General features: G+C 73.8%; 15 protein-coding genes and 1 pseudogene. 5 read left to right on the top strand and 11 right to left on the bottom strand.

Annotated features, from left to right (window positions below):
* Positions 1-7: 7 nt before the first annotated feature.
* Positions 8-1387 (bottom strand): serine-threonine protein kinase, encoded by a 1380-nt coding sequence (locus OG332_RS09685; protein WP_327413067.1) that lies wholly within the window; start codon positions 1385-1387, stop codon positions 8-10.
* An 83-nt stretch (positions 1388-1470) separates the two neighbouring features.
* Entirely contained in the window at positions 1471-2766 is a 1296-nt protein-coding gene (locus OG332_RS09680; RefSeq protein WP_327413066.1) for an exo-beta-N-acetylmuramidase NamZ family protein, read from the bottom strand.
* 145 nt (positions 2767-2911) lie between these two features.
* Between OG332_RS09680 and OG332_RS09675 the strand changes: the two genes are divergently transcribed.
* The 3 genes from OG332_RS09675 (at position 2912) to OG332_RS09665 (ending at position 6128) form a co-directional block, all read left to right on the top strand.
* Entirely contained in the window at positions 2912-3685 is a 774-nt protein-coding gene (locus tag OG332_RS09675; protein ID WP_327413065.1) for an SDR family oxidoreductase, read from the top strand.
* Positions 3670-5454 (top strand): class I adenylate-forming enzyme family protein, encoded by a 1785-nt coding sequence (locus OG332_RS09670; protein WP_327413064.1) that lies wholly within the window; start codon positions 3670-3672, stop codon positions 5452-5454. The genes OG332_RS09675 and OG332_RS09670 overlap by 16 nt, the downstream gene beginning before the upstream one ends.
* Positions 5455-5522: 68 nt before the next feature.
* Positions 5523-6128: a TetR/AcrR family transcriptional regulator gene (locus OG332_RS09665; RefSeq protein ID WP_327413063.1), complete on the top strand. Its 606-nt coding sequence runs from the start codon at positions 5523-5525 to the stop codon at positions 6126-6128.
* Positions 6129-6132: 4 nt separating this feature from the next.
* Here the strand turns inward: OG332_RS09665 and OG332_RS09660 are convergent.
* From OG332_RS09660 to OG332_RS09625, 8 genes and pseudogenes are all read right to left on the bottom strand, one after another.
* Positions 6133-6981, bottom strand: a pseudogene (locus tag OG332_RS09660) (oxidoreductase); the annotation flags it as partial.
* An 88-nt stretch (positions 6982-7069) separates the two neighbouring features.
* Positions 7070-8302: an acyl-CoA dehydrogenase family protein gene (locus OG332_RS09655; protein WP_327413062.1), complete on the bottom strand. Its 1233-nt coding sequence runs from the start codon at positions 8300-8302 to the stop codon at positions 7070-7072.
* A gap of 11 nt (positions 8303-8313) precedes the next feature.
* Positions 8314-9354, bottom strand: a complete 1041-nt coding sequence (locus OG332_RS09650; RefSeq protein ID WP_327413061.1) for a phosphotransferase family protein — start codon at positions 9352-9354, stop codon at positions 8314-8316.
* Positions 9355-9487: 133 nt separating this feature from the next.
* A complete protein-coding gene (locus tag OG332_RS09645; protein ID WP_327413060.1) occupies positions 9488-10399 on the bottom strand; it encodes an MBL fold metallo-hydrolase in 912 nt (303 codons plus the stop codon).
* Positions 10400-10539: 140 nt separating this feature from the next.
* Complete coding sequence (locus OG332_RS09640) at positions 10540-10836, bottom strand: hypothetical protein (RefSeq protein ID WP_327413059.1); 297 nt, start codon at positions 10834-10836, stop codon at positions 10540-10542.
* Between the two features lie 160 nt (positions 10837-10996).
* Positions 10997-11314 (bottom strand): DUF202 domain-containing protein, encoded by a 318-nt coding sequence (locus tag OG332_RS09635; protein ID WP_327413058.1) that lies wholly within the window; start codon positions 11312-11314, stop codon positions 10997-10999.
* On the bottom strand, positions 11311-11709 hold the full coding sequence (locus OG332_RS09630; protein ID WP_327413057.1) for a YidH family protein: 399 nt from the start codon (positions 11707-11709) through the stop codon (positions 11311-11313). The genes OG332_RS09635 and OG332_RS09630 overlap by 4 nt, the downstream gene beginning before the upstream one ends.
* Before the next feature lie 91 nt (positions 11710-11800).
* Positions 11801-12331 carry an NUDIX hydrolase gene (locus OG332_RS09625; protein ID WP_327413056.1) on the bottom strand — a complete coding sequence of 177 codons (531 nt, stop codon included), beginning with the start codon at positions 12329-12331 and terminating at the stop codon, positions 11801-11803.
* Positions 12332-12407: 76 nt separating this feature from the next.
* Here OG332_RS09625 and OG332_RS09620 point away from each other — a divergent pair, with 76 nt between their 5' ends.
* On the top strand, positions 12408-14063 hold the full coding sequence (locus OG332_RS09620; RefSeq protein WP_327413055.1) for an FAD-binding dehydrogenase: 1656 nt from the start codon (positions 12408-12410) through the stop codon (positions 14061-14063).
* 70 nt (positions 14064-14133) lie between these two features.
* On the opposite strand, the gene OG332_RS09615 is transcribed toward OG332_RS09620, so the two are convergent.
* The gene (locus tag OG332_RS09615; protein WP_327413054.1) at positions 14134-14559 is read right to left on the bottom strand and encodes an ASCH domain-containing protein; all 426 of its coding nucleotides are present in this window, start codon (positions 14557-14559) and stop codon (positions 14134-14136) included.
* 263 nt (positions 14560-14822) lie between these two features.
* On the opposite strand from OG332_RS09615, the gene OG332_RS09610 reads away from it, so the two are divergent.
* Positions 14823-15770, top strand: coding sequence for a hypothetical protein (locus tag OG332_RS09610; protein ID WP_327413053.1), 948 nt, complete (start codon positions 14823-14825; stop codon positions 15768-15770).
* The last annotated feature ends 36 nt before the right edge of the window (positions 15771-15806 follow it).

Raw genomic sequence — 15806 nt, 5'->3', positions numbered from 1 at the left:
CCAGAACTCAGCGCCCCATGCGCCCCGCGGCCACCACCACCCGGGCCAGTTCCTCGTGGCAGATGTCGCTGTGCGCCCCCGAGGGGGCGCCTCCGCGGCGGACCACCGAGCCCGCGTCCACACTGACGCAACCGCCCGCGGGCACCCCCTGGCGCAGGGCGGTGTCGAGGCTCAGCCGCGGCGCGCCCGGCACCGCCTGCACCCCGTCGTGCCCGATGGCGCCCCAGCGTTCGTCGAAGCCCAGCAGTCCGGCCGAATCCCCTGCCATCCGGGAGGCCAGCGGATAGAACAGCCTGAGGGCCGAGTCGTGCGGGGAGTGGCAGGCCACCACCGGACCGTCGACCCTCCGCTGGAGGCCGCGCAGGGCGCCGCCGTTGCGCCTGTCGTGCGGCAGCCGGTCGGCGAACGCGTAGTGGGAGAAGGCCCCCTGGAGCAGGGTCACGGACTTCACGTACCGGGCGCCGTCCGGCACCGCGCGCAGCGCGAAGGACACCACCCGCGCCCCGAAGCTGTGTCCGATCAGGTGGAAGCGCAGGGCCGGGCGGTCGGCCGCCAGCTGGGCCAGCACCGGACCGAGACCGCGCTCGCCGACCACGCCCGCCCGCTTCTTCATCTTGTAGTACGCCGCCTGCCGCAGCAGCTCCTTGGCACCGCCCCACAGACCGCGCAGAGCGCCGCCGGCCACGAGGCCCGGCCCGTCGGCGCCGCCGGCCGGCGCGCCCGCCGTGACCAGGGCGCGGGCGAGGACCCGGCACACCTCCAGCACGTCGTCCGTGAAGATGGCGGGAACCGCCGGAGCCACCATCGCGGGCACCGCGTCCACGCCCGCCAGCTCCCGTACGAGCGCGCCGAACTCGATGAAGGCGGCCGTCGACTCCGGCCGTTCCTCCAGCAGTTCCGCCACCCGGTCCAGCTCCGCCTGCCGACCCGGCCAGAACTCACCGAGCGCCCGGCGGGTGAGGGGGTCCAGTGCCGTGCCGAAGCCGGGTTCCGCGAGGGCGCCCGGTGCGTCGAAGTCGGGTATCGGCTCGTCGGAGAACCGCATCGAGGGCCATACGACGCCCACGTAGCCGAGGCGCACCCCCGAACCCACCAGTCCCGGGAAGGGGGCGAAGAAGCGGTCGTAGAGCCGGGTCGCGGTGGACCGGTCGCTGTTCCAGCCGTGCGCGAAGACCAGCACGTCCGTGGCCTCCATCCGGGCCACCGCACCCTGCGTGACCCGGTCCACGTCCCCTTCGGAGTCGAAGGTCAGCTCCGCGTACGGCCCGACGCCGATCCCGGCCGCGAGCCCGGGGCGCTTCCCCGCCGCGACCCCGAGTCCGTTCCCCGCCGCGCTCCCGGCCGCCGTCCCGGCCCCGATCCCGAACCCGCCACCGATGTCCGCCATGACGTCCCCCTCCACGCCGTGCCTCAGGTGCTGTCAGCATCCTGCTGACGCGCCCGCCCGGCCAGCCCCCCGGCACGGTCGGCTCACTCGTAGAGCAGGTATCCCTCGCGCGTCGCCCCGAACCGCGCGAGCGCCGCCGCCCAGTCGCCCACGATCTCCTCCACCCCGGCCCCCGCGTCCACCATGGTCCGCACCCGGTCCGAGCCGGTCAGCCGGTCGATCCAGTGGTCCGTCCGCCAGGCGAAGCCGCTCCACGCCCGCCGCGCGGTGACCAGCAGCCCGATCCCGGCCCGTACCGGATCGAAGGCCTCCCGGTCGTGGACGATCAGCCGGACCCCGCCGCACACCTTCCCCACGTGCTTGGAGAAGGTCGGGGTGAAGTACGCCTCCCGGAACCACACCCCGGGCAGCCCCAGCGCGTTCGCCGCCTCCGCCCACCGCCGGTCGATCCCCTCCGCGCCCACCAGCTCGAAGGGCGTGGTCGTCCCGCGCCCCTCGGACAGGTTCGTCCCCTCGAACAGGCAGGTGCCGGCGTACGCGAGGGCCGTGTCCGGGGTCGGCATGTTCGGGCTCGGCGGCACCCAGGGCAGCCCGGTCTCCCCGAAGAACGACTCCCGCCGCCACCCGGACATCGCCACCGTCCGCAGCCGGACGGGACGGTCGGCCAGGAACTCGCCGTTGAAGAGCAGGGCCAGCTCGGCCGCCGTCATCCCGTGCGCGAGCGCGATCGGCTCCCGGCCCACGAAGCTCGCGTACGGCCGCTCCAGTACGGGCCCCGCCGTCCGGCGGCCGCCCACCGGGTTCGGCCGGTCCAGTACCACCACCGCCTTGTCGGCGAGCGCGGCCGCGCGCATGCAGTCGTAGAGGGTCCAGATGTACGTGTAGAAGCGTGCCCCGACGTCCTGGATGTCGAAGACGACGGTGTCGACCCCGGCCGCCGTGAACACGTCCGCGAGCTTCTGCCCGCTCTTGTCGTACGTGTCGTACACCGGCAGCCCGGTCGCCGGATCCCGCGAGGCCCCCTCCGAGTCGCCCGCCTGCGCCGTCCCGCGGAACCCGTGCTCGGGCCCGAACACAGCGACCAGGTCCACCCGTGCGTCCGCGTGCAGGACGTCGACCAGGTGCCGGGCGTCGGCGGTGATCCCGGTGGGATTGGTGACCACCCCGACCTTCTGGCCGGCCAGCACGCCGTACCCGTCCGCGGCGAGCCGCTCGAAGCCCGTACGCACCCGCTCCGCCGCCCGCGGTGCGGCGGCCGGGGCCGCCCCCGGTGGCGCCCCGGCGGCGCCCACCCGCCCCGGGGCGCCCGCCGCCCCCACGGCTCCCACTGATCCCAAGGCCCCCGCCAGTCCCAGCACCCCGCGTCGCGACAGCGTCATCCGGCCACGCTACGAGTCCGGCCCCTTCCACCTGCACATACCGACTGGTTAGTCTGCCGCCATCCGGTCTTCGGATCCGGCACCCGGTCTTCGGATCCGGCATCCGTATCGGGCACTCGGCATCCGGCCTCCGGCCGCACGAAAGGTGATCCCCGTGAACGCGTACCAGGACCAGCGTGTCGTCGTCACCGGAGCGGGCGGCGGCATCGGCGCCGCCCTCGCGCACCGCTTCGCGGCCGAGGGCGCCACGGTGGTGGTCAACGACCTCGACCCGGCCAAGGCCGCCGCGGTGGCGGGCGGGATCGGGGCCCGGGCGATCGCCGTGCCGGGGGACGCCTCGGCGATCGTGGCCGAGGCCCGCGAGGCCCTCGGCGGGACGGTCGACGTCTACTGCGCCAACGCCGGACTCGCCTCGGGCGGCGACGCGTTCGCCGACGAGGGCGTCTGGGAAGCGGCCTGGGACACCAACGTCATGGCCCACGTCCGTGCCGCCCGACTGCTGCTGCCGGACTGGCTGGAGCGGGGGACGGGCCGCTTCGTGTCCACCGTCTCCGCCGCGGGACTGCTGACCATGATCGGAGCGGCCCCGTACAGTGTCACCAAGCACGGTGCGCTCGCCTTCGCCGAATGGCTCTCGCTGACCTACCGCCACCGCGGTGTCCAGGTCCACGCCATCTGCCCGCAAGGGGTGCGCACCGACATGCTGACCGCCGCGGGATCGGCGGGCGAACTCGTCCTCGCGCCGACCGCGATCGAGCCGGAAGCGGTCGCGGACGCACTGTTCGACGGCATGGAGAAGGGCCGGTTCTTGATCCTCCCGCACCCCGAGGTCGCCGACTTCTACGCCGCCCGCGCCACCGAGCCGGACCGCTGGCTGAGCGGCATGAACCACCTCCAGCAGAAATGGGAGACCCGGTGACCTCCTCGTACGCCGCCAGGCCCTGGGTCGGGCTGCTCGCGCCGGTCCAGCGGGAGCCGGTCGCACCGCCGCCCACCGTGCTGCACGCCTTCCGTGAGGCCGCCGCCCGGGCGCCGGAGCGCACCGCGCTGGCCTACTTCGACGGCCGGATCGGCTACGCCGAGGCCGACGCCCTCTCCGACTCCGTCGCCGGTCACCTCGCCTCCCGGGGCGTCCGGCGCGGGGACCGCGTCGCGGTCATGCTGCAGAACACCCCGCACTTCGTGCTGGCCGTCCTCGCCGCCTGGAAGGCCGGGGCCGTCGTCGTCCCGCTCAACCCGATGTACAAGTCGGGCGAGGTCCGGCACGTCCTGCGCGACTCCGCGGCCGCCGCGCTGGTCTGCGACGGCCACGCGTGGACCGCGTACCTGGGCGAGGCGGCGCGGGGGAGTGCCGTGCGGACCGTCCTGACCGCCTCGGACCTGGACTTCCAGACGCGCAACGACCCCCGGCTCTTCGGCCCGCAGCTCGCCGACCCGCGGCTCGTCGGCCCGCAGCCCGCACCGGACGCGTCCGGTCCGCCGGCCCGGCCCGGCCTGCCGGCCCAGCGCGGTCCGGCCGCACCGGACCAGCCCGCCCTCGTACCCGCACCCCTGCCCGGAGGGCACACCACCGACCTCCTGACCGTGGCCCGCCGGGGCGACTGCGCGCCGGACGGCCCGCCCCTCACCGCCGCCGACACCGCCCTCATCAGCTACACCTCCGGTACCAGCGGCACCCCCAAGGGCGCCATGAACCCGCACGGCGCGCTCACGTACAACGCGGTACGGCAGGTCACCGCCCACCCCCTGCCCGAGGGTGCCACCTACTTCGCCCTCGCGCCCCTCTTCCACATCACCGGCATGGTCTGCGAGCTCGCGGCCTGCTTCGCCAACGCCGGAACCCTGGTCCTCGCCCACCGCTTCGACGCCGGGGCCGTCCTCGACGCCTTCCTCGAACACCGCCCGGCCTACACCGTCGGCCCGGCCACCGCCTTCATGGCCCTCGCCGCCCACCCCGCCGTCACCCCCGACCACTTCGCCTCGTTCCAGGTGATCTCCTCCGGCGGCGCTCCGCTCCCGCCCGCGCTCGTCGAACGCCTGCGCGCCGCCTTCGGCTTCTACCTCCGCAACGGCTACGGCCTGACCGAGTGCACCGCCCCCTGCGCCAGCGTGCCCGTGCACCTCGAAGCCCCCGTCGACCCCGTCTCCGGCACCCTCTCCGTGGGTCTGCCCGGCGCCGACACGGTCGTCCGCATCCTCGACGAGCAGGGCGCCGAGGTCCCCTTCGGCGAGACCGGCGAGATAGCCGTCCGCGGCCCCCAGGTGGTGCCCGGCTACTGGGGCCTGCCCGCGGAATCCGCCCAGGCCTTCCCGGGCGGCGAACTGCGCACCGGGGACGTCGGATTCATGGACCCCGACGGCTGGCTCTACGTCGTCGACCGCAAGAAGGACATGATCAACGCTTCCGGCTTCAAGGTCTGGCCGCGGGAGGTCGAGGACGTGCTCTACACCCACCCCGCCGTCCGCGAGGCCGCCGTGGTCGGCGTCCCCGACCCGTACCGCGGGGAGAGCGTCAAGGCCTACGTGAGCCTGCGCCCCGGAGCCTCGGCCGAGCCGGAGGAACTGTCCGCCTACTGCGCCGCGCGCATCGCCGCGTACAAATACCCGCGCCAGGTGGAGGTCCTGCCTGTCCTTCCGAAGACGACCAGTGGCAAGATCCTGCGACGGGAACTGCGCGATCGCGGCTGAAAACAGTCGGACGGTCGTACAGCTGGTCGCAGTGACCAGGCAGGAATCAGGAAGGGAAGGTCAGCGCCATGGCGGCCAGGACCACGGAGCCCGCAGGCACGCACGAAGCCCCGGTACCGCAGCGGCTGCTGGCCGTCGCCACCCGGCTGTTCGCCGAGCGCGGCTACGACCGCACCTCGGTCCAGGAGATCGTCGAGGCGGCCGGGGTCACCAAGGGCGCGCTCTACCACTACTTCGGGTCCAAGGACGACCTGCTGCACGAGGTGTACGCGCGGATGCTGCGCCTGCAGCAGCAGCGGCTCGACGCGGTGGCCGATTCCGACGCGCCCGTCGAGGAGCGGCTGCGGGCGGCCGCCGCCGACGTGGTCGTCACGACCATCGAGAACCTCGACGACGCGATGATCTTCTTCCGGTCGATGCACCAGCTCAGCCCGGAGAAGTTCAAGCAGGTCCGGGCGGAGCGCCGGCGCTACCACGAGCGCTTCCGGGCACTGATCGAGGAGGGCCAGCGAACGGGCGTGTTCTCCAGCGCCACCCCCGCCGACCTGGTCGTCGACTACCACTTCGGCTCCGTGCACCACCTGTCCACCTGGTACCGGGCGGACGGCCCGCTCACCCCGCAGCAGGTCGCCGATCACCTCGCCGACCTGCTGCTGCGCGCGCTGCGCCCCTGACGGGTCACCGCTCCAGGACGGGGTAGTCGGTGTAGCCCTCCGCCCCCTGTACGTACATCAGGAACTCCGGGCGGATCTCGTTGAGGGGCGCGCCCGTGCGCAGCCGCTCGACGAAATCGGGGTTGGCGAGGAAGCCCCGGCCCAGGGCGACCAGATCGGCGCCCGCGGCCAGCAGTTGCTCGCCGCGCCGCCGGCCGCCGTCGGCCGCGACCTCCTCGCGGGAGAGCGCGGGGTTGGCGATCAGGGCGCCCGGCCAGGCCCGGCGGATCTCCGTGAAGCGGGGCTGGTCCGGGTCGGCGTACACCTGGTGCAGGTAGGCCGGTCCGATGTCCGCCAGGGCCTTGACCAGAGCCGGATAGATCTCCTCGGTGTCGCCCTCCTCGATGCCGTTGACGGTCAGCCCGGGCGAGATCCGTACGCCGACCCGCTCGGCCCCGATCGCCCCGGCGACGGCCCGGACCACCTCGACGGTGAAGCGGATCCGCCCCTCGACGTCCCCGCCCCACTCGTCGGTGCGCCGGTTGGTGTTCCGCGAGAGGAACTGGTGGAGCAGGTGGCCGTTGGCGGAGTGCACCTCCACACCGGCGAAGCCGGCCTCGACGGCGTTGCGGGCGGCGTCCGCGAAGTCGGCGATGGTCGACCTGATGTCCTCGGCCGTCATCTCCCGGGGCGGGACGGCCTCCCGCAGCCCGCCGGGAGTGTGCAGCGGCTCGGGGAACCGGACCGCCGACGGGGCGAGCGGGACGTGCCCGCTGGTGTCGGGGTGGCCGACCCGGCCGCCGTGCTGGAGCTGGAGGAACATCCGCCCGCCGGCCGCGCGCACGGCCTCGGTGACCCGGCGCCATCCGGCGACCCGCCAGATCCCGTTCCGTCCGGCCGGGCCGCGCCGCGCCGACAGGTCCCGCCGCTTCCGGCAGGGCCGCGCCGACAGGCCCCGCTCCCTACATGTGGCGCTTCAGCTCCCGCCGCGCCAGCGACCGCTGGTGGACCTCGTCGGGTCCGTCGGCCAGCCGCAGCGTCCGCGCCGCCGCCCACAGTTCGGCCAGCGGGAAGTCCTGGCTCACCCCGCCCGCGCCGTGCAGCTGCACCGCGTCGTCGAGGATCCGCACCACCGCCCGCGGGGTCGCGATCTTGATCGCCTGGATCTCCGTGTGCGCGCCCCGGTTCCCGACCGTGTCCATCAGCCAGGCCGTCTTCAGCACCAGCAGCCGCAGCTGCTCCACCGTGACCCGCGCATCGGCGATCCAGTTCTGTACGACGCCCTGGGCGGCCAGCGGCTTGCCGAAGGCCGTGCGGTCCACCGCGCGCCGGCACATCAGCTCGATGGCCCGCTCCGCCATGCCGATCAGCCGCATGCAGTGGTGGATGCGGCCCGGGCCGAGCCGGGCCTGGGCGATGGCGAAGCCGCTGCCCTCCTCGCCGATCAGGTTCGCCGCCGGGACCCGCGCCCCGTCGAAGACCACCTCGGCGTGGCCGCCGTGGTCGTGGTCCTCGTACCCGTAGACCGTCATGGCCCGGCGCACCTCGACCCCGGGGGCGTCGCGCGGGACCAGGATCATCGACTGCTGGCGGCGCGGATCGGCGCCCTCCGGGTCGGTCTTGCCCATCACGATGAAGATCTTGCAGTCCGGGTTCATGGCCCCGGAGATGAACCACTTGCGCCCGGTGACCACGTACTCGTCGCCGTCGCGCTCGATCCGCGTTTCGACGTTCGTCGCGTCCGAGGAGGCGACGTCGGGCTCGGTCATCGCGAAGGCCGAGCGGATCTCCCCGGCCAGCAGCGGCTCCAGCCACTGCTTCTTCTGCGCCTCGTCGCCGAACTGCGCGAGCAGCTCCATGTTCCCGGTGTCCGGGGCCGCGCAGTTGGTCGCCATCGGCGCCAGGTGCGGGCTGCGGCCGGTGATCTCGGCGAGCGGCGCGTACTGGAGGTTGGTCAGCCCGGCGCCGTGCCCGGCATCCGGAAGGCCGTGCTGGTCCACGAAGAAGAGGTTCCACAGGCCTTGGCGGCGCGCCTCGGCCTTCAGTTCACCGAAGACGGCCGGGGTGTCCCAGGGCGAGGCCAGCCGTGCGCGCTGCTCGGCGGCGACGGGCTCCGCCGGGTAGACGTACTCCTCCATGAACGCGAGCAGCTGCTCGCGGAGTTCCCCGGTCCGGGCATCGAATGCGAAATCCATGGGTGCGTGCCTCAGCCTTCCTGGAGTTCCTGCAGGGTGGTCAGTCCGTGCTCGATGAAGACCGGCACCAGCTCGCCGATCCGGTCGAAGCCCGCACCGACGGTCTGCCCGAGCGTGTAGCGGTAGTGGATGCCTTCGAGGATCACCGCGAGCTTGAACCAGGCGAAGGCCGTGTACCAGGCGATGCCCCCGGTGTCCCGGCCGGAGCGGGCGGCGTACCGTTCGACCAGCTCGGCGGGGGCCGGATGGCCCGGCGCGCCGCTCGTCGTACTGACCGCAGACGCGGTCAGGCCGAGGTCGGAGCTGTACATCACGAGCAGCCCGAGGTCGGTCAGCGGATCCCCGAGGGTGGACATCTCCCAGTCCAGCACCGCCCGGATCGTGTCGTCCGGGCCGCCGATCAGGACGTTGTCGAGCCGGAAGTCCCCGTGCACGACCGTCGGGGCGGGGGAGACGGGCAGGGTCCGGCCGAGCGCGGCGTGCAGCTCGTCGATCCCGGCGAGCTCCCGGCCCCGGGAGGCCGCGAGCTGCTTGCCCCAGCGGCGCAGCTGCCGGTCGAGGAACCCCTCCGGCCGGCCGAAGTCGCCGAGGCCCACCGCCTCCGGATTCACCGCGTGCAGCTCGACCAGCGTGTCCACCAGGCCCAGCACCGCCCGCCGGGTGCGCTCCGGGCCGAGCGCGGCGAGCTCGCCGGCCGTCCGGTACGGCACCCCTTCCACGTACTCCATGACGTAGAACGGAGCCCCGAGCACGGCCTCGTCCTCGCACAGCAGCAGCGGCTCGGGCACCGGCACGGCCGTGCCGTGCAGCGCCTCGATGACCCGGTGCTCGCGCCGCATGTCGTGCGCGGTGGCCAGTACGTGGCCCAGCGGAGGCCGGCGCACCACCCAGCGGGCGGTCCCGTCGGTGACCTCGTACGTGAGGTTCGACCGGCCGCCTTCGATCAGCCGGCCGCGCAGGGGTCCGGCCACGAGGCCAGGCCGCACGCGGTCGAGATGACCGCGCAGCCGCTCCAGATCCAGGCCGCGCGGGTCGGCCGGGGCTGAGGTCATGGGTACGCACCTCCGTGCGGAGTGAGGACTGAGGAGCATGCGGCGGCGCGCCGCCGCATGCCATCATGCCGACCAGTCGGTATGGCGTCCAGAGCGCGGGCCGAAAGAAGACCTTCCGCCCGGCAATGTCATGTCACGCGTGACAGAGGATCGGCGTTCCGCCGTTCATCACCGTCATGTCCCTCAGGACCGCGAGGATGTCCAGCGGCACGCCTTCCGGCTCCCCGGCCAGTTCCGCGTACGCCCGGTGCACGTTCGCCACCAGCCGCTCGCTCTCCCGCCATGCGGCGAACTCCCCGAGATCGGCCTGCCGGGCCACCTCCAGCGGGGTCAGCCCCTTGGCCCGCCCCTCCCGGGCGAGCTCGGCCACGTACCGCAGGTAGCGTTCGGTGGCCTCGTAGGCCGAGGCGTCGGTCAGGGGTCCGTGACCCGGCACGACCGTCTCCGCGTCCAGCGAGCGAAGCAGCTCCAGCGCCCGCAGGGAGCCGGCGAGGGAGCCCATCGCCAGGAACGGGGTCCCCTCGGCGAAGACCAGGTCCCCTGTGAAGACCACCCGCTGCCGGGGCAGCCACACGATCGAGTCGCCGGTGGTGTGCGCCACCCCCGGGTGGATGACCTGCACCTCCGTCCCGCCCACGTGCACGGTCGCCCGGTCGCTGTACGTGAGATCGGGCGCGGTGATGTCGATCGCGCCGAAGTCGGTGGCGGGCCAGATCAGCTCCAGCTGGTGCCCGGCGGCGAGCTGCTCGGTGCGCGCGCTGTCGTGCCCGAGGATCAGCGCCTCGGGGGCGAAGACGCCGTTGCCGTAGGTGTGGTCGCCGTGATGATGGGTGTTCACCACGGTGCGGGGGAGCGGCACCCCGGCCGCCAGGACCGCCTCGCGCAGTGCCAGGGCCCGCCGCTCGGTGGCGGCGGTGTCTATGAGCAGGGTCCGGCCGCCGTCGCTCACGAAGCCGGCGTTGTTGAGGCACCAGCCGCCGTCCGGCTGGACGTAGGCGTACACCCCCGGCGCGGGCTGGACGAGGTACGGCTCTTCGACGGGCATCTGGGCTCTCCCCGGGTCGCTTTGACGGACGGTCGGCATCCTGCCAGCCGTCGCCGCGCCGGGGGGAGGGCGGGTGCCGCGCGCCGACCGGCGCCTCCCGTACGGGGGCGCCGTTCGGCAGGAGCGGTCAGTGGCGCCGGTCAGTGGTCGTCGTAGTGCCCGTCGTGCGCGGCGTGCCGGTGTCCGTCGTGCACGTAGTCGACGTGGTCGCCGTGCCGGACCGTCTCGTGCCCGCAGCCCGAGCCGTGCGCGTGGTCGTGGCCGTCGTGAGCGGTGTGCCCGGTGGGCTCGCACTCGTCCCAGTGCCCCGAGTGCTCCCGGTGCAGGTGGCCGTCGTGCGCGTAGTCGACGTGGTCGCCGTGCCGGACCGCCTGGTGCCCGCAGTCCGCGCCGTGCGTGTGCTGGTGCGTGGGGTGTTCGTGGTGCAGGGTCGTCATGGCGCCGAGATTAGTGCGGATCGCCGGGTATCGCCCGTTGTGTCCGGGCGACGTGAAAAACCGCGATCATCCGACCGGAGCGACCGGAGCGACCGGAGCGACCGGAGCGACCGGAGCGACCGGAGCGACCGGGAGCCAGGACCCGGGCCGGGGCCGGGCCTCAGAGGATCACCGCCACCGCGACCAGCGCCAGCGCCAGCGTGCACCCCGCCGCCGCCAGCGCCGCCCACGGCGAGAGCCCCCGCGGCCGGTCCGCCGCCAGCGCCCGGATCCGCCGGTGCGCCACCCACAGGAACAGCAGCCACACCAGCGCGATCACCGCGGCCCCGGCCACCTCCACCGGCGCGCCGGACCCGCGCAGCGCCTGCCGCAGTGCCAGCACCGCCACCACCGAGGAGGCCAGCGTCGTACGCCGCCACGCGAGCCGGGTCCGCTCGGGCTGCAGCCCGGCGTCGCGGTCGGTGCCCTCCCCGCTCACTGCCCCGTCGTCCAGCCCATCAGCACGACCACCACCATCATCAGCGCGACCAGCCCCACCCCCAGGCTCAGCACCACGGGGAACCGCGACAGCGGCAGGTCCTCGCCCCGCCGCATCGCCTGCTCGCACCGCACCCAGTGGTTCACCGCCCGCAGCGCACAGGCCGCACCCACCGCGAGCAGCGCGAAGGCCATCCCGACCCGCACCCCCCAGCGCAGGTCCGGCAGGAACTGGTCCACGGCGAAACCGCCGCCCACCAGGGCCAGCGCGGTCCGGATCCAGGCCAGGAAGGTCCGTTCGTTGGCCAGCGAGAAGCGGTAGTCGGGGGTCTCGCCCTCGTCCCTCAGCCGCGAGGGTGCGAACCAGAGGCGCACGTCCTTGACGAAGTCGATCACCCGCCCAATCTACGGGGTGCTCGCCCCCGCGCGCCCGGGACCGGTCGGGGACGCCACGGCGGCACCCTCCCGCTACGCCGGCCGGCCGCGCCTACGCCCCCTGCCGCCGGTACTCCTCCAGCCTCCGGTGTGCTTCCAGCCCGTCCGGGACCCAGGGCCACTCGCCCTCGGCGATCCGCTGCGCCAGCTCGTCCGCCGTCAGGAAGGCGTGCCACGCGACCTCGGACTCCTGCGGCCGCACGGCCGGCTCGCACCGCACCTCGTGCACGTACGACCACCAGGCCCCGCCCGGGCCCTCGTACAGGAACTTGAACAGCGGCGCGGGCTGCGGCAGCCCCCGTACCCCCAGCTCCTCCTCGGCCTCCCGCAGCGCGGCCTGCGCGTAGGTCTCGCCGGCGCCCAGCACCCCGCCCACGAACATGTCGTAGTGCGAGGGGAAGACGAGCTTCGAGGCGGTGCGCCGGTGGACGAAGATCCGCCCCTCCGCATCCCTGGCCTGCACGAACACGCAGCGGTGGATCAGCCCCCGGGCGTAGACCTCGCCCCGCGGGGCCCGCCCGGTCACCCGGTCGTCCCGGTCCACCACGTCCAGTACTTCATCAGCGGCACTCACACGGTTCATCCAACCACCCCTGTTGACTGGTTACCGCTCCGTAGCCAAGGATCTGCCCCACCACCGACGGAGGACGGGTAGCCGCATGACGTACGACGCAGACGTGATCGTGATCGGAGCCGGGCTCGCGGGCCTCGTGGCCACCGCCGAGCTCGTCGACGCGGGCCGCAAGGTCATCCTGCTCGACCAGGAGCCGGAGCAGTCCATCGGCGGTCAGGCGCACTGGTCGTTCGGCGGCCTGTTCTTCGTGGACTCGCCCGAGCAGCGCCGGATGCGGATCAAGGACAACCACGCACTCGCCCTCCAGGACTGGCTGGGCACCGCCGGTTTCGACCGCGAGGAGGACGCCTGGCCGCGCCGCTGGGCCGAGGCCTACGTCGACTTCGCGGCCGGCGAGAAGCGCTCCTGGCTGCACGCCCAGGGCGTCCGCTTCTTCCCCGTCGTCGGCTGGGCGGAGCGCGGCGGCTACGACGCCAACGGCCACGGGAACTCCGTCCCCCGCTTCCACATCACCTGGGGAACCGGCCCCGGCCTGGTCGCACCCTTCGAGCGGCGCGTGCGGGCCGGGGTGGCCCGCGGCCTGGTCCGGCTGGGATTCCGCCACCAGGTCACCGGGCTCTGCGCCACGGCCGGCGCGGTGGACACCGTGACGGGCCAGATCCTGGCGCCCTCCGGCGCCGTACGGGGCACCGCGAGCAGCCGCGAGGTCACCGGGGAGTTCTCCCTGCGGGCCCAGGCCGTGATCGTCACCAGCGGCGGCATCGGCGGCAACCACGACCTCGTGCGCGCCCAGTGGCCCGCCCGGCTCGGCACTCCGCCGCAGCGGATGCTCTCCGGGGTTCCGGCGCACGTGGACGGCCTGATGCTCGGCATCGCGGAGGCGGCCGGCGCCAGCCACATCAACAAGGACCGGATGTGGCACTACACCGAGGGCATCGAGAACTGGAACCCGATCTGGGCCAGGCACGGCATCCGCATCCTGCCCGGCCCGTCCCCGCTGTGGCTGGACGCGACGGGCAAGCGGCTGCCGGTGCCGCTGTTCCCCGGCTTCGACACCCTCGGGACCCTCGACCACATCATGAAGACGGGGCACGACCACACCTGGTTCGTGCTCAACCAGCGGATCATCGGCAAGGAGTTCGCGCTCTCCGGATCCGAGCAGAACCCGGACCTGACCGGCAAGTCGATCCGTGACGTGATCACCCGCGCCCGCCAGGCCGTGCCCGGCCCGGTCAAGGCCTTCATGGACAACGGCGCCGACTTCGTCGTCGAGCGCGACCTGTCCGCCCTGGTCCGCGGGATGAACGCGGTGACCAAGGAGGACCTCCTCGACGAGGCCGCCCTGCGGGGCGAGATCGTGGCCCGCGACCGCGAGATCGCCAACCCCTTCACCAAGGACCTGCAGGTCACGGCCATCCACGGGGCCCGCAGATATCTGGGCGACAAGCTGATCCGCACGGCCGCCCCGCACCGGATCCTGGACCCCGCCGCCGGGCCGCTGATCGCGGTGCGGCTCTCGATCCTGACCCGCAAGTCCCTGGGCGGCCTGGAGACCGACCTCTCCTCCCGCGTCCTCACCGGCGCGGGCGAGCCGCTGCCCGGCCTCTACGCGGCGGGCGAGGCGGCCGGGTTCGGCGGCGGCGGCGTCCACGGCTACCGGGCCCTGGAGGGCACGTTCCTCGGCGGCTGCATCTTCTCGGGGCGCGCGGCGGGCCGCGCCGCGGCCCTGGCGACCGGCTGACGGACCCGCAGGAGGGCGATCCGCCCGCCCCGGCCTCCCCGCAGGGGCGGGACCCGGCCGGAACCCTCCGTCAGACCAGCCGCTCGGTGACCCGGAACCGCTCCGCGATGACGAGGGTGTCGTCGTCGACCGTGAACCCCGGGTCACCGACGGCCGCGCGCACCGGCCCGCTGTGCCAGAAGTCCTCGTGTGCCGTACGCCATTCGGCCACGGACGCGAATCCCTCGCCCTCGTCGAGCGCGTGGGCCAGCCCGATATCCCCGAGCCGCAGCACCTCCACGGCCGTCACCTCCACCACCGCCACCCCCCGCTCCGCGGAATCGACGAGCAGGGAACGGGCGCCCGGCTCCGGCAGCGGTTCGCCCTCGGCCGCGTACTCCGCGAGCAGGCCGGTGGTGCTGGTCTTCGCCCCGCTCAGCACGGCCGCGACCAGCTGGTCGCGCAGCGGTCCGGGAAACCCCAGCAAGTAGGGAGGAAGATCGTCGTAGGTGGTCACGGGGTCACCCTACGACGCCGCCGTCATCCCACGAACCAGTACAACCACCCCAACTCGTATCGCCATCACTGCAGTTGAAACCCGCCACGCAGTGGACTGGACCTTGACTCGGAGGCGTGCGTACCGCTTTGCTGTGCGTGATCACCGGTGCGCGCACCGGCACGATCCCCCGACCACCAGGCCGAACCGCTCGCGTGCGCCCTGCGCGCGTTTCCGGCCGCCGCCGACCTTCGTCCGCCCGCGTCCTGGAGGGAAACCCGCGGATGTCCCCGCCTCCGCCGCCCCTCGGCCGCGCCCGCAAGCGGGAAGCCCAGCTCTTCGACCCGGCCCTCTGCGACGCCGAACTCGTCGACGTCCGCACCCAGTTCACCCAGGGTCGGTGGGCCAGGGCCCGCTCCCTCCTCGTCGGAACCGGCGACGACTGGGACCGCCGGGCCCACCGCGTCGTCGTCCTCGCCCAGACCCCGGCGGCCACCGCCTGGGCCCGCGAATGGCTGCTCGCCGAGCCGGAGAGCGCCGACGCCGCCACCCTCCTCGCCTGCGCCACCGTCTTCAGCGCCCTGCGCCACAAGGGCGCCCCGGCCGCCGCCGAGGAGGCCTGCCGCCGGGCCGCCGCCCTGCACCCCGCCGACCCCACCCCCTGGCTCGGACTGCTGCTCCTCTCCCGGGCCTTCGGCAGCGAGGAGGAGTTCAGTCGCCACTTCGACCAGGTCCGGGCCCGCCACCGCGAGCACCACCACGCCCACCACCTGATGGTCGCCCGGCTGGCCGAACGTGCCCTCGCCTCCGGCCAGGACCCGCTCCACGAGGTCTACGACTTCGCGGCCTGGGCCGCCGAGGAGTCCCCGGCCGACTCCCCGCTCGCCGTGCTCCCCGTCGTCGCGCACGCCGAGCGCTACCGGGTCCTCGCCGCCACCCACGGCCACACCCCCGAGGCGGCGGCCGCCCACTGGGCCGGCCGCCGCGCCCGCCAGGTCCTGCGCTCCGCCTTCGACTGGTGGCTGGAGTGGGAGCGCGACGACCACCCCCGCAACCGGGTCGACCTCAACTTCCTCGCCCACGCCAAACTCTGCGAGGGCCGCCCCGCCGAGGCCGCCGCCCTCTTCCACCGGATCGGCAGCCACGCCACCCGCGCCCCCTGGTCCTATCCGGACCGTGACCCGCAGAAGGCCTTCCTCGCCGCGCGCAGCGTCGCGCTGGGCACCGCCTGACACCGAAGACGCCGCCCCGAGAGAACCGCGCCCCCA

The sequence above is a fragment of the Streptomyces sp. NBC_01233 genome (assembly GCF_035989305.1).
Classification (GTDB): Bacteria; Actinomycetota; Actinomycetes; order Streptomycetales; family Streptomycetaceae; genus Streptomyces.
This window is presented reverse-complemented; position numbering and strand designations above follow the sequence as displayed.